Source organism: Acinetobacter sp. UBA991 (genome assembly GCF_002292065.1).
Classification (GTDB): Bacteria; Pseudomonadota; Gammaproteobacteria; order Pseudomonadales; family Moraxellaceae; genus Acinetobacter; species Acinetobacter higginsii.
In genome coordinates, this window is the sequence record NZ_DBBF01000039.1 from 18,784 (window position 1) to 32,771 (window position 13,988).

17 protein-coding genes are annotated in these 13,988 nt (G+C 39.6%); 13 read left to right on the forward strand and 4 right to left on the reverse strand.

Annotated features, from left to right (window positions below; translation table 11 throughout):
- The first annotated feature begins 2 nt into the window (after positions 1 to 2).
- The 9 genes from dut to B2727_RS16095 all read left to right on the forward strand — a co-directional run bounded on the left by dut (position 3) and on the right by B2727_RS16095 (position 7,596).
- Positions 3 to 455, forward strand: coding sequence for a dUTP diphosphatase (gene dut, locus B2727_RS16055; protein ID WP_016164487.1), 453 nt, complete (start codon positions 3 to 5; stop codon positions 453 to 455).
- A gap of 195 nt (positions 456 to 650) precedes the next feature.
- Positions 651 to 2,072: a phosphomannomutase/phosphoglucomutase gene (locus B2727_RS16060; RefSeq protein WP_033134349.1), complete on the forward strand. Its 1,422-nt coding sequence runs from the start codon at positions 651 to 653 to the stop codon at positions 2,070 to 2,072.
- 12 nt (positions 2,073 to 2,084) lie between these two features.
- Complete coding sequence (gene argB / locus B2727_RS16065; protein ID WP_004655163.1) at positions 2,085 to 2,984, forward strand: acetylglutamate kinase; 900 nt, start codon at positions 2,085 to 2,087, stop codon at positions 2,982 to 2,984.
- Between the two features lie 127 nt (positions 2,985 to 3,111).
- Positions 3,112 to 3,888 carry a GNAT family N-acetyltransferase gene (locus B2727_RS16070; RefSeq protein WP_004805180.1) on the forward strand — a complete coding sequence of 259 codons (777 nt, stop codon included), beginning with the start codon at positions 3,112 to 3,114 and terminating at the stop codon, positions 3,886 to 3,888.
- Between the two features lie 99 nt (positions 3,889 to 3,987).
- Positions 3,988 to 4,836, forward strand: a complete 849-nt coding sequence (locus tag B2727_RS16075; protein WP_026057514.1) for a class II glutamine amidotransferase — start codon at positions 3,988 to 3,990, stop codon at positions 4,834 to 4,836.
- Between the two features lie 9 nt (positions 4,837 to 4,845).
- A complete protein-coding gene (locus B2727_RS16080; protein WP_005205424.1) occupies positions 4,846 to 5,250 on the forward strand; it encodes a hypothetical protein in 405 nt (134 codons plus the stop codon).
- A gap of 249 nt (positions 5,251 to 5,499) precedes the next feature.
- Entirely contained in the window at positions 5,500 to 5,955 is a 456-nt protein-coding gene (locus B2727_RS16085) for a bacteriohemerythrin (RefSeq protein ID WP_004655155.1), read from the forward strand.
- Between the two features lie 244 nt (positions 5,956 to 6,199).
- Positions 6,200 to 7,282, forward strand: coding sequence for a membrane protein (locus B2727_RS16090; RefSeq protein WP_033134348.1), 1,083 nt, complete (start codon positions 6,200 to 6,202; stop codon positions 7,280 to 7,282).
- Positions 7,282 to 7,596 (forward strand): RnfH family protein, encoded by a 315-nt coding sequence (locus B2727_RS16095; protein ID WP_033134347.1) that lies wholly within the window; start codon positions 7,282 to 7,284, stop codon positions 7,594 to 7,596. The genes B2727_RS16090 and B2727_RS16095 overlap by 1 nt, the downstream gene beginning before the upstream one ends.
- Positions 7,597 to 7,658: 62 nt before the next feature.
- On the opposite strand, the gene B2727_RS16100 is transcribed toward B2727_RS16095, so the two are convergent.
- A complete protein-coding gene (locus B2727_RS16100; RefSeq protein WP_004805189.1) occupies positions 7,659 to 8,057 on the reverse strand; it encodes an outer membrane protein assembly factor BamE in 399 nt (132 codons plus the stop codon).
- Between the two features lie 111 nt (positions 8,058 to 8,168).
- Here B2727_RS16100 and fur point away from each other — a divergent pair, with 111 nt between their 5' ends.
- Entirely contained in the window at positions 8,169 to 8,606 is a 438-nt protein-coding gene (fur, locus tag B2727_RS16105; protein ID WP_004655147.1) for a ferric iron uptake transcriptional regulator, read from the forward strand.
- Positions 8,607 to 8,703: 97 nt separating this feature from the next.
- Here the strand turns inward: fur and B2727_RS16110 are convergent, their stop codons facing one another.
- Positions 8,704 to 9,822, reverse strand: coding sequence for a PilT/PilU family type 4a pilus ATPase (locus B2727_RS16110; RefSeq protein WP_033134346.1), 1,119 nt, complete (start codon positions 9,820 to 9,822; stop codon positions 8,704 to 8,706).
- Positions 9,823 to 9,846: 24 nt separating this feature from the next.
- The gene (locus B2727_RS16115) at positions 9,847 to 10,884 is read right to left on the reverse strand and encodes a type IV pilus twitching motility protein PilT (protein ID WP_004770978.1); all 1,038 of its coding nucleotides are present in this window, start codon (positions 10,882 to 10,884) and stop codon (positions 9,847 to 9,849) included.
- A gap of 125 nt (positions 10,885 to 11,009) precedes the next feature.
- Here B2727_RS16115 and B2727_RS16120 point away from each other — a divergent pair, with 125 nt between their 5' ends.
- The 3 genes from B2727_RS16120 to B2727_RS16130 all read left to right on the forward strand — a co-directional run bounded on the left by B2727_RS16120 (position 11,010) and on the right by B2727_RS16130 (position 13,180).
- Entirely contained in the window at positions 11,010 to 11,696 is a 687-nt protein-coding gene (locus B2727_RS16120) for a YggS family pyridoxal phosphate-dependent enzyme (protein ID WP_033134345.1), read from the forward strand.
- Positions 11,697 to 11,882: 186 nt separating this feature from the next.
- Complete coding sequence (locus B2727_RS16125; protein ID WP_033134344.1) at positions 11,883 to 12,623, forward strand: hypothetical protein; 741 nt, start codon at positions 11,883 to 11,885, stop codon at positions 12,621 to 12,623.
- Positions 12,624 to 12,784: 161 nt separating this feature from the next.
- Positions 12,785 to 13,180, forward strand: a complete 396-nt coding sequence (locus tag B2727_RS16130; protein WP_033134343.1) for a hypothetical protein — start codon at positions 12,785 to 12,787, stop codon at positions 13,178 to 13,180.
- A 117-nt stretch (positions 13,181 to 13,297) separates the two neighbouring features.
- Here the strand turns inward: B2727_RS16130 and B2727_RS16135 are convergent, their stop codons facing one another.
- Positions 13,298 to 13,966, reverse strand: coding sequence for an HAD family hydrolase (locus tag B2727_RS16135; RefSeq protein ID WP_033134342.1), 669 nt, complete (start codon positions 13,964 to 13,966; stop codon positions 13,298 to 13,300).
- Between the last annotated feature and the right edge of the window lie 22 nt (positions 13,967 to 13,988).

Genomic DNA, 13,988 nt, shown 5'->3' on the forward strand with positions numbered 1-13,988 from the left:
TAATGAAAGTTCAAGTTAAAGTATTAGATGCACGTTTAGGTCAAGAGTGGGCTTTACCTTCTTACGCAACGACTGGTTCAGCAGGTTTAGATTTACGCGCATGTTTAGATGAAGCGATTGACATTGCTGCAGGTGAAACCGTTTTAGTGAAAACAGGTTTGGCGATTTATATCGAAGATCCAAACTTTGCAGGTTTAATTCTACCGCGTTCAGGTTTAGGCCATAAACATGGTATTGTGTTAGGTAACTTGGTGGGGTTGATTGATTCTGATTACCAAGGTGAACTCATGGTATCGGTTTGGAATCGTGGACAAAATAGCTTCCGTTTAGAACCTGGTGAGCGTTTAGCACAATATGTATTGGTTCCAGTGGTACAGGCTGAGTTCGAACAAGTGAGTGAATTCGTTGCGACTGAGCGTGGCGCAGGTGGTTTTGGTCATACTGGAAAACAATAAGCTTTTTCAGTAGTTATCACTTTAAATGCAATGTTTTGCTGAAAAACGTTGCATTTTTCATATTGATTGTTGCCTTGATATATATTACAAAGCAGCTGACTAATTATTTTAATTTTTCTGAATAAGGGTTAATTAATTTCTTAATAGTTTCTGCTTTTTTTATGGATCAAATGATTATAAAAATAGGGGCTTACAGTGAATATACAACATACATTTCCGCTGAATATTTTCCGTGCTTACGATATTCGCGGAAAGCTAAGTAATTTAACGCCAAATATTATTAGCCTAATTGCTTATGCTTTAGCTTCGCAATATAAAAATGCTGAACAGACACACGTGGTGATTGGTTACGATGCACGTTTAACCAGTCCGACTTATGCCAATATCATCCAAAATATATTCGAAAAACAAGGTTTACAAGTCACTAATATTGGTTGTTGTTCATCGCCGATGATGTATTACATTGCCCGTGATTTTGGTGGCAATGGTATTATGGTGACCGCAAGTCATAATCCAAAATCGGATAATGGCATTAAATGGATTTTAAAAGGTGAGCCACCAACACCAGAAACCATTCAACAGGTGGGGCAGTATGCACAGACTTCTTTGAGCAATATTGAGGATTTCTTGCATTCAGAAAATACGGCACACCAAATTGTTGCTCCGTATTGTTTGCAGTATCAGCATTCCTTAATTAGTGACATACAGTTAGCGCGACCATTAAAAATCGTTCTCGATGGATTACATGGTTCTGCAGGGCGTTGTGCCAAACTGGTTTTAGAAAAACTAGGCTGTGATGTGATTGCTTTACGATGTGATGCCAATGGGCATTTTCCTGATCATGCGCCAGATCCATCTCATGCTGAGCATTTAAAGCAATTACAAGCCGCTATTGTTGCTGAGAAAGCCGATCTCGGTATTGCTTTGGATGGTGATGGGGATCGTGTGGTTTTACTCGATGAGAATGCACTTATTATTAGTCCTGATCGCTTATTGTCTTTATTTGCGCAGATGTGCTTACAGCAGCATCCACATAAAGAAATCGTTTTTGATGTGAAGTGCTCACGTATGGTGGCGGATACCGTACAGGGGCTGGAAGGTCAAGCCAAAATGATTCGTACGGGCAGTAGCTTTTTACGTGCTTATTTATCGCAATCAAAGGGCACGGCTGTTTTTGGTGGTGAATATGCGGGTCACTATGTCTTTAATGATGGACGTGGTTTTGGCTATGACGATGGTTTATACGCAGCTTTGCGTGTGATGGAATATTTAACTCAATCCAAAGCAATAACCCTGTCTGAGTTATTGGTAGCCTACCCAGAACGTTATTGCACAGAAGACACATATATCAGTACCCATGACGCCAATCCTCAGCAAGTTTTAAATGATATTGAAATTTTAAGTCATCGTTTAGGTGCGCGTTTAAGTAAAATTGATGGTGTAAGACTTGATTTTGACGATGGATTTGGCATTATTCGAGCATCAAATACTGGCGAATATTTTACCGTCCGTTTTGATGCTGATAATCAGAAACGATTAATTGAAATTCGTCAAAAGTTTGTTTCTATGTTGCAAGACCAATATCCAAAGATTGCACAAGAACTCGCACAGGCCTAAAAGGAGAGACGCATGCCACATGAGCATATCGGCATTGATAAAGCAAAAATTTTGATCGAAGCTTTGCCGTATATCCAACGTTTTGCAGGAAAAACGCTGGTTGTAAAATATGGTGGTAATGCGATGACTGATCCTGAATTGGAAAGTTCATTTGCCCGTGACATCGTGTTGTTAAAAACGGTTGGTCTGAATCCAATCGTTGTGCATGGTGGTGGTCCACAAGTGGATTCATTGCTAAAACGTTTAGGACAAGAGTCTGATCGTATTGATGGCATGCGCGTGACTGACCAAGCGACCATGGAAGTGGTCGAAATGGTGTTGGGTGGTAGTGTCAATAAGTCGATCGTGAATCTGATTAATAAACATGGCGGTCGTGCCATTGGTTTAACGGGTAAAGACGGTAATTTACTGCGCGCACGTAAATTATTGATGGAAAAGCAGGAAGCTGACGGCTCTATTTCACAAATTGATTTGGGCATGGTCGGTGAAGTGACTGGTGTAAAAACTGATGTACTGGAAATGTTTACCCAAAGTGATTTCATTCCAGTCATTGCACCCTTGGGTGTGGATGAAGAAGGTAATACTTATAATATCAATGCAGATCTTGTGGCTGGAAAAGTTGCAGAAGCGCTAGGCGCTGAGAAGTTGATTCTACTCACCAATATCACAGGGGTATTGGATGAAAATAAAAACTTATTAACAGGCTTAAGCACACAAGAAGTCGATCGCTTGATCGAAACGGGTGTGATTTACGGTGGCATGATTCCGAAGGTGGGTTGTGCATTAGATGCTGTTAAAGGTGGTGTTGTGAGTGCGCATATTGTTGATGGTCGTGTACCTCATGCAAGTTTATTAGAGATCTTCACCGATCATGGTGTCGGTACACTCATTACCAATCGTGCCAAACATTAATTCATCCTATTGATTTGAAAAGAGACCTCAAGCAGGTCTCTTTTTTTGTCATGACCTGTTCATGTTTTAGTCATCGCAATGTCATTTAAGCAATTTAAGGTAGGTCTAGTCATAAGGAGCTTTCATTATGCTAGAAAAATTAAATCAATATCGCCAGACATTGACTTTACCCTTACGCCACAAGCCAGCTCAAAATCAATTCCGTTTTGAATGGGTGGATAATTTAAAAGAATTACAAGAAGTACAACGCTTTAGAGCAACGCAATTTAGCCATCAATTTGGGATGCGTTTTGAAGATGGTTTAGATCAAGATCTTTATGATTTTGGCTGTGAGCATGCAGTATTACGTGAAAAATGGACAGGTGAAATTGTCGCTTATACCCGTCTTAAATTATTCCAAGGCTATGAAATCGGGCAGAGTTACAGTGCTCAAGAGTTTGAAATTGTCCCGCATTTATCTCATTTACCAAGTGTGTTAGAGATTGGACGTACTTGTGTACACCCTAAATTTCGCTCGGGTAAAGCACTATCCATGCTATGGTTGAACTTGACCCCTAAAGTACTTTGGTCAATGCGTGCGAAATACTTAATGGGCTGTGTCAGTATCCATTTGGATGATAACTTGGCACGTGCCTATTACACCCACCGTCAGATCCAACAGTTGGGTGATCATCAAACCATAGATATCCGCTCAAAACGTAGCTTTGAACCAGAACGTCCTGACTATAGTTTCCCGCAAGATGAACGCATGCCAAAACTGTTTCAGACCTATCTGGGAATGCAGTCGAAACTGTCAAAACAAGCATTTTATGATGAAGATTTTAAATGCTTGGATTATTTTGTTTTCCTTGAAGTGAATAAGATTGCGACCTCTTTTGTGATGAACAAAATGGTGCAACGTTAGTGCCTTATCATTCTTAATCTAATAGTGAGCACATATTGAGATTTACAAGCCATCTATCCCTCATGCACAATAGGCGTAGATGTTTGATAGTTTAAAGATATGTGCCAGCTATTAGGAATGAATTGCGCCACCCCGACAGATATTACTTTTTCTTTTCGTGGGTTTTCACAACGCGCAGGGGTGACCTCTGATCATTGCGATGGTTTTGGGATCGCTTTTTTTGAAGATAAAGCTTGCCGCTTGTTTGTGGATAATCAATCTGCGGTTGAATCTCCTATTGCTGATCTGATTCGTAATTATCCGATCAAGTCTCGCAACGTCATTGCCCATATTCGTAAAGCCACTCAAGGTAAAATCAACCTCGAGAATTCACATCCCTTTTTGCGGGAGCTTTGGGGGAGACATTGGATTTTTGCGCATAATGGTGATTTGCATGACTTCAAACCTGAACTAAGTGGGCGATTTGAGCCTGTAGGTAATACCGACAGTGAACTAGCGTTTTGTTATTTACTGGATCAGATGGTTGAAGCATTTGGCTATACAGAACCAAGTTTGGAAGAGATTTTCTCACTGTTGGAACGTATTTCGCCACAAATTGCAGAGCATGGCACCTTTAATTTCTGTCTTTCCAATGGTAAAGCATTATTTAGCTATGCGACGACGAAGTTACATTGGCTCGTGCGTGAGTATCCATTTCAACCTGCACATTTAATTGATCTCGACGTAGAAGTCGATTTTAGTCAGGTCACCACACCAGAAGATCGCGTTGCAGTGATCACGACAGAGCCGTTAACCCATAATGAAGCATGGACAGCATATCAAGCAGGGGAAATGATTTTATTCCAGCACGGTAAACCGATTCAGCATGCCTTAACACGAGTTGAGCGCTTAATCCGCGAAGCAGAAAATCCAGCCTTAAAACGCGTGACCAAAGCGGATCAGTACTGACGTATTCAAATGGATAAAAGTGAACTCATCTCCCGATTAATTTCTTTAGATTTACCCAAAGATGAGTATGTGGTTGTTGGTGGTGGGGTATTAGCCGCACATTGTATCCGTGATACAGCAGATATTGATCTTGTGGTAAGCCCAGAGTTGTTTTGTCATTTACAAGCGACCTGGAACCAGAAAATTCGCCCAAATGGGAAAATAGGACTTTATCAGGGCTGTTTTGAAGCTTATCTAGATGTGAACTGTGGTGACAGTCAGGAAAGTTTTCAAACCCTATTGGCAAGTTCTGACGTGATTGCTGGAATACATTTTATGCATTTATCTATACTCGCTGCATTTAAACGAAATTATGGGCGGAAAAAGGATTTATCTGATTTAAATTTAATAGCAGCATTTCAAAACAATAAATAAGACTATTTTTCTTGGATTTTTTTAATTTTAAAATTATTTTTTATAAAAATTAGACAGATAATTTTTCTTGTTGGTTAAAAAATACTTGAGTGTTTTGATTGGTATAAATATTAAAATAAATACAAAACAATGGGTTAATTTATTTCTTTGAAAATATTTAAATTCTGACAAAAACGCTGTGTTTTTATTTAATTCATTTATCGATATTATATTCTTATTCAATAAATCAAATATGGTTTGGGGTTCGATATGGGTATGAAATGGTCTGTCGAATATAATACAGGAATCGAGGTGATCGATGATCAGCATCGTCGTATTCTAGATTATATTAATGAAATTGATGAATTAAATGAGGGTGATGATCGGGCAAAATTAAAAGGTATTTTGGATAATATCATTGATTATACCCAGTCTCATTTTACCTTTGAAGAAAGCTTACAAGAAGAAGCAAACTATAAATATCGTGTACCACATAAGCGTGTACATGACTTATTTATCAAAAAGATAGAGACTTATCGTCAACGTTTTGAGCTGGGGCAAGAAATTGATAGCGAGCTACATGAAGCACTATCAAAATGGTTGATCAACCATATCCGTCATGATGATGCAGATTATGTCGGTGCTGTAAAAGAAAATATGATCGGAATCATTAAAGAAAATGAAAAGAAAAAAGGGAAAAACTGGTTTTCTCGTTTCTTCTCATAATAATAAGACAATAATAAAAGACCCCTTATGATAAAAAATAATAAGGTGTGGTATGAGTGAACATAAGGGGTCTACTTAATAATATAATAATTCGTGCGCAGCAAATCATCGTAAGGTGATTTGCTTCTTTCTTTCGATATTTTTTGTTTTGATTTTCAGGCGTGAGAAAGGCAAAATAGATTGAATATTTCATTGCAAACTCCATAAAGCGCAATGAGTTCAAAGATTTTTCAAGGAATGCATTATGCAGGACACAACTCTGTCACGCTGGCTTGCACCAGTGATGGCGTTTTGCCTATCTTTTGTCATGATTACCACATTGGCACCCACCGTTGGAATCCAGATTGACCGTCAATTCGATTTCTGGCTACTGTGGTTAGGCACCATGATTCTGTTGGCATTACCCATCGGTTATCTTGAAATTGCTTTAGCAAAGCGTTCGCAGACCACGGCATTACAAGCACTTTCAACCTTAACCCGTGATGCAGATGCTTCACCGAGATGGCGTATCGTGGGCTGGTTGGCTGTTATATTTGTTCCATTCTTTGCAGGCAGTGTATTGACTGCCGCAACACATGTCGTGAGTCAGCAGCCTACGCTTGCTGTATCAGAGCAGATTCTTTTTGCAATCCTTGCCATAGCTGCACTTGGATTATCTTTTATCCCTCGCCAATTTTTAATTGCTTTGACAACGATTGGTGTGATTGCTGCATTTGTTCTTGCCAATGTAATGGGAACACATCTAACGGCTTGGCATTGGACAGGAATCGAATTTAAAGAGTGGGGCAATGCAACAGTTCTTGCTTTGGTTGCAAGTGGTTTAGGACTTGGGTTGTATTGGCAAAGTAGTTTAGTCGCAGTGAAAAAACAGGACGCCGCAACAAGTACCGCCTTGCCAATTTGGGTGGCGCAATTACTTGCGGTGATTGCCTTTGGCTTCTTCTCTGTGCAGGCACAGTTATCTGCATTGGCATGGGTGTTTGCAGCCATCATGTCAGCGGCACTCTTAATTCAATTTGCAAAAGAACAGTTGGCACAACGTCAGCTTGCGATCGTGATCCAATGGGCGATTTTACTTGCTGCTATTGCTGTTTGGGCTGTACCGCAAGTGGAACAAATTTTTAATAGCCTGCTCATGCTTTGGGGATTACTGATTTGCTTGATTTACGCAGTATTTGCTGGCTGGATTATGAAGATTAGTCATCTGCGTAAAGCAATGGGCTTTAGCAATGAGCTGTTTTATAACATTTGGCGTATTGCCATCCGTATCGTGTTACCACTTTCAATTGTCGTAGCAATCATTGCTGTGATTGGACAAGTACTGTAATGGAGCAGGCTAAACAAGTATGGGTCGCTTTCTCAAGTCCTGAACAGCAATTCCATATCGCTGTTCGCTTTAGCGAGGGAATGACGGCCCAACAGGCAATTGATGCCAGTGGCTTAGCAGCACAGGCGGCACTACCAGAAGTTTTACAGTTAGGTGTATTTGGTAGCAGGATTGATGCAGATACAATCCTGCAAGCAGGAGACCGTGTTGAAATCTATCGGGCACTTACCATTAACCCGAATGATATCCGGCGTAAGCGGGCGGCAAAGAACCCCGTTGGGCGATTTATCAAAGGTAATCGCTTTAAGGCATAAAGCTGATAAGTAAAACCCCTCATGATTGACTCGATGAGGGGTTTCTTTTTACTGGAAAGCCGTTATAGTGGTGGCGCAGTCAAAATAGCTTCTTTTGATGCCGGTAAACCAGGTTGTGATTCTGGAATCGTATCTAAACCTTCTAAGCGTTCTACGTTACCATTCGCATCAAAATAAACTTTTAAATGTTGACCGTGTGCCGCAGGTATTTTTGCTTTTTTCGCATAAGTGCCTGGGATATAGTTGTAGATGTAGTCCCAACGTTGTGGGTTCAGTGGATCTGTCACTGTTGGACTACCAAGCAAGAAACGGACTTGCTGAAAGCTCATGCCCACTTGTACTTGAGAAGCTTGTGCTTTGGTTAATGGTGTTCCTTGTGGAATATCAACTTTATAAACACCAAAGACTGAACAACCGCTAAGTACTGTAGTGACGAACAACGCCAGCATGATTTTTTGCATTTTGCTACACTATCCTGATAAATGATGATGCATTTGATTCAAGGATAGATCATACTGCATCTAAACTCTATTGCCTATTCCAACTTAAGATTTGTTGAGAGACCTTTTTTTATGCCGATTTCTAATCAAGACTTACGCAAAGCTGGACTTAAAGTTACCCTTCCTCGTATTAAGATTTTGGAATTATTAGAAAATTCAAAACAACATCATTTGAGTGCTGAAGATATTTATAAAACTTTGCTTGAACAAGGTGAAGATGTTGGCTTAGCGACAGTTTACCGTGTATTAACACAATTCGAAGCTGCGGGCATTATTCAGCGTCATCATTTTGAAAACAATCACTCTGTTTTCGAAATCATGCAGGAAGATCATCACGATCACCTTGTTTGCTTAAACTGTAATAAAGTTATTGAATTTACAAATGATATTATCGAGAAAGAGCAACATTCAGTTGCAGACCAACATGGTTTTGCCTTAACTGGACACTCTTTGAATCTATATGGCTACTGTAGTGATGCAGAATGCCAAGAGGCTTATCGTAAAAAATAAGTTGTATTGAGTAAAAAATCTAAGTGTTCACGAAAATTGAACAAATAAAAAAGGGAAGGTTACAAAAACCTTCCCTTTTTTAATGGCTTAATTTGAATTACTGACCATCAAAGGTGATGTTGCGGCTGGCACTCAATAACTGGTCTGCACCTTCTTCTGACAGTTTGATGGTGAGGCGTAAGTCGTTTGGCGAATCCGCATGTTTTAAAGCATCTTTATAGGTGATCTGTCCTGCCTTATAAAGGTCGAATAGAGCTTGGTCAAAGGTTTGCATACCCAACTCCCGTGAACGTTTCATCAGATCTTTAATCTCATGAATCTCACCCTTACGGATATAGTCAGCCAGAAGTGGTGTATTAATCAGAATCTCAATCGCAGCACGACGTGAATTACCATCTGGGGTTGGAATCAATTGCTGTGCGACGAGTGCTTTTAAGTTCAGCGACAAGTCCATATACAATTGACTATGACGATCAGCTTCAAAGAAGTGAATGATACGATCGAGGGCTTGGTTGGCGTTGTTGGCATGCAGGGTAGCGAGGACCAAGTGGCCCGTTTCTGCGAAAGCGATGGCATAGTCCATAGTTTCACGTGAACGAATCTCACCAATCAAGATCACATCTGGTGCCTGACGTAGCGTATTTTTTAATGCGACTTCAAATGAATCAGTATCAATCCCGACTTCACGCTGTGTCACGATACAGCCTGCATGTTGATGCACAAATTCGATCGGGTCTTCAATGGTGATGATATGACCTTTGGAATTTTGATTACGGAAACCAATCATTGACGCAAGAGAGGTCGATTTACCTGTCCCTGTTGCACCAACAAAGATAATGATGCCACGTTTGGTCATCGCCAATTCTTTCAGCACTTCTGGCAGTTTTAGATCATCCATGCTTGGAATATGGGTTTCGATCTTACGCAATACCATGCCTGGCATATCACGTTGTTGAAAAGCACTGACACGGAAACGCGCTGTCTTTTCACGGTTCATGATCGCAAAGTTACATTCACGCGTCTCTGCAAACTCTTTACGCTGCTTGTCGGTCATAATGGATTGAACCAGTTGACCCACAATTTCCCCTGAAAGTTTCGATTTGGAAACAGGCACGATCTGCCCGTTAATTTTCATTGAAGGTTCAACATCCGCAGTGACAAATAAGTCCGATGCATTTTGTTGAATCATCAAGTTGAGTAAATCATTAAAATCCATGATATTTCTCTAATCCATTTATTCTTATAGGAATGATTCGGGTTGTTTTGCAACAGTACGAGCAGTTTGTGGGCTAATTAAGCCTTTAGACACCAGTGTTTTCAGGCTTTGATCCAAAGTGGTCATACCGTAGTTGGCACCTGTTTGGATCGCAGAATACATTTGTGCAACTTTGTTTTCACGCACAAGGTTACGAATCGCAGGAATACCGATCATGATTTCATGTGCAGCCACACGACCACCACCATTCTTTTTCAATAGTGTTTGAGAAATCACGGCTTGTAGAGATTCAGATAGCATGGCACGTACCATGTCTTTTTCTTCTGCTGGGAATACGTCGATAACACGGTCAATGGTTTTCGCCGCAGAGGTAGTATGCAGTGTACCAAACACCAAGTGACCTGTTTCCGCAGCGGTCAGTGCCAAGCGAATGGTTTCTAAGTCACGCATCTCACCGACCAGAATAATGTCAGGGTCTTCACGCAATGCTGAACGCAGTGCTGCATTAAAGCCGTGGGTATCACGATGCACTTCACGTTGGTTGATTAGGCATTTTTTCGATTGGTGTACAAATTCAATTGGATCTTCGACGGTTAAAATATGGTCATAACGGTTTTCGTTAATATAGTCGATCATCGCTGCAAGTGTGGTGGATTTACCCGAACCCGTTGGGCCTGTGACGAGTACGATTCCACGAGGATAATCACAGATTTCTTTGAAAATTGTGCCGAGTCCTAAATCTTCCATGGTCAAAACTTTAGATGGAATGGTACGGAACACCGCACCTGCACCACGGTTTTGGTTGAATGCGTTAACACGGAAACGAGCAATATTCGGTACTTCAAATGAAAAGTCAGTTTCTAAATCTTCTTCAAAGTCACGACGTTGTTTATCATTCATAATGTCGTACACCAAGCGATGTACATCTTTATGTTCAAGTGCTGGTAAGTTAATACGACGAACTTCACCATCCACACGAATCATAGGAGGCATACCCGCTGAAAGGTGTAAATCGGAAGCACCGTTTTTAACTGAAAAGGCGAGTAGTTCTGTAATATCCATAATTTCCCCGAAACAAACTAAAATGTCTCATTATTTTGTAGAATAATATAAGGCTTTCATTCGGGCTTACCAACACCTTAAAGAATGGAAAGCAAAAAAAGATTTCGTAAATGAGAACTGTGTCAATGAATCAATCGCAACAATCCCGCCAATCTGTTTTAAATCAAATAGAACAAGCCTGTCAGCGTGTTCAACGTGATCCTGCAACAGTGCAGTTGTTGGCGGTTTCCAAGACACATCCCAGTGCTAGCCTTCGCGAAATGTATGCAGTCGGGCAGCGCAGTTTTGGTGAAAACTATTTACAGGAAGCACTAGAAAAAATTGAGGAATTAAAAGAATTAGAGATCGAATGGCATTTTATTGGACATGTGCAGCGTAATAAAACCAAACATTTAGCAGAAAAATTTGACTGGGTACATGGGGTTGATCGTTTGATCATCGCTGAACGTTTGTCCAGTCAGCGTATCGAATCTCAAAAGACTTTGAATGTTTGTCTGCAAGTGAATATTGATGGGCAAGATTCTAAAGATGGTTGCCGACCTACAGAGGTTGCTGAACTGGTTCAGCAAATTAGTCAACTTCCAAATATCCGTTTACGTGGTTTGATGGTGATTCCAGCACCCGAAAATCATGCTGCATTTGCTGATGCGAAAGTGCTATTCGAGCAAGTGAAAGCGCAACATGCACAACCGCAAGACTGGGATACCTTAAGTATGGGCATGTCTGCTGATCTGGACGCTGCAATTGCGGCAGGTTCAACCATAGTGAGGGTAGGAACTGCATTATTCGGAGCACGGGATTATTCAAATTAATATAGAGTGAATTGAATAAAGAGCCGTAGAAATAAAGAACAAATTACAATTATATAAAATATCTCTGCTGCTGAAAAAAACGGCATAAATTAGAATGACGTGTTTATTCATTTATATTCAACCTGAATATAAATGAATCACGATTATTTTACAAAGATAAAAATTGAATTTAGGATTACGTTTAAAATGAAAAAACTGTATTTTTTAATCTCTTTTATTTTATGTCTATTTTTAGCAGCGTGCAGTAAAAAACAGAGTGATGTGGCTGCAGAGGCTGCCGATAGTAATGCTCAAGTAGCTGTAGATGAAAAGCTCGGTACAAAATGGGGCGATGAGATTAGCTCACATGTGACCGAGGTGAATTTAAGCCGTTTAACCGAGCAACCGATTGCTGAATCACAAGTCCGTTATGCCAATAAACAATATCAAGGCAAGACCGTTAATAGTATTTCGTTGGCAGCAGGGAAAATTAGTTTTTCTATTGTTGATGATACTGATCAACCCTTTGCTTTATCTCGTGATGGCCAAAACTATTATCTCTCAGCAAAAGATGGTCAAAGCTACCAATTAAAATATGAAAACCATACCGACAATACCTATGAAGTGGTGGCAAGTGTTGATGGGATCGATGTTTTAGATGGCAGTGCTGCTTCACGAAATAATGCAGGTTATGTGCTGCATCCGCACAGTGAAATTACCATAGAAGGCTTCCGTAAGAGTGACTCTGCTGTCGCTTCTTTTACCTTTAGTAAGCCTGAGGATGCTTATGCGGCAAATTCGGATAATGGCTCAATTCAGAATACAGGCATTATTGGAACAGCGATTTATCAAGTTGAATCACTGAAGTCCGCTGATGCAGCTGCAGAAGAAAAGCCATCTAAGTATGCTCCTCCACCAAAGGCTTTCCCCGCTGATAAGAATGAATAATGGATGAAAACATCCCTAAAAGATTGGTTAGCTTGAAGGGATGTTCTTATTTAAAAATAAGAATTTCTATAAGACGTTTAAAATCATATAGATTTTGATCGGCCAATGATAAATGAATAGAAGGCAATCTAGCCTCTGTTATTTAAAATGTAGGTATATAAATGAATATCGCAAAATACATATTGACTGTTTTAATTGTTGTTATATGTACTTCTAGTAAGGCAACTCCAACACCTGAAATTGAAAAAGCAGTTATTTCTGAGCATAAAACATATCAGGATTTTAAAGAAACTTTTATGTTTTTAATTGCAAAACTAGCTGAAAATACTGGAAATGATTCGCAACAAGATGAGGTCATTGATGCGCATTGGGCATGTGTACATCAAAATCAAATTGTTAAGATGTTTAATAATAATCAAAAATATAGAAAACAGTTTGACCAGGAGTTTGCCAAAGAATATACAACATTTGATGATACTTTAAAGGGCTTTCAAAAGTCTGTGCTCGAAACCAAATCTGTTTGTGCTGAGATGAAAACAGCCTACGACAAAATTTAAAGTTCAAAAAGAGGTGCAATTAGAACCTAATTCATCCTTTAAATGACTTCGCACTTGACCAAATGGTTATGCCTGAATTTTTAAAGGGCTTTGTGCATATTTTCTTTTTTAAGTCATTTATTCTAAGCATGTTAATGTTTTGATGAAGTTTTTAAAATCATGAAGATTTTGATCAGCTATTGCTGAGGAAATCGCTGGATTGGGATGAAAGAAAATAGTTTTCATCCCGACAGCCTTTGCACCTTGTATGTCTGCCAGTTCATTATCTCCGACAAAGGTACAATCTTTTGGGTGAACACCAAGCTGCTGACAAGATAATAGAAAAATTGCGGGATCGGGTTTTCTAAGTCCGACTGCTTCGGAAACAATGATGCTAGAAAAGTATTCAGTCAGCCCTAGCGCATAAAAATTATGTTCTTGAAAGGGCGTTCTGCCATTAGAGATTAATCCAATTAAATAGCCTTGCTGTTTTAATTGGATGATGATGTTTTCCACATGTTCAAAGCAGCATGAAAATTTATTAAAGTCATGAATATAACTGGCTAAAAGGATTTCTTTAGCATGACCTTGAATTGAAAATTCATGAATCAGATTTTCATAAACACGATCTTTCCAAACTTTGCCATTATCATCTAATTCAAGAAAGCGTTGGATAAATGGCTCTCTATCATCGGCAGCAACCAATTGAAAGAAATTAACCTGCCAAGTAAGGAATTTTATTAACGACGTTGTTCGATCTAGTAAGGTTTGATCGAGGTCAAAAATAACCGCTTTTTTCTGATTCATGTGATTTAAGCATGGTGATTAT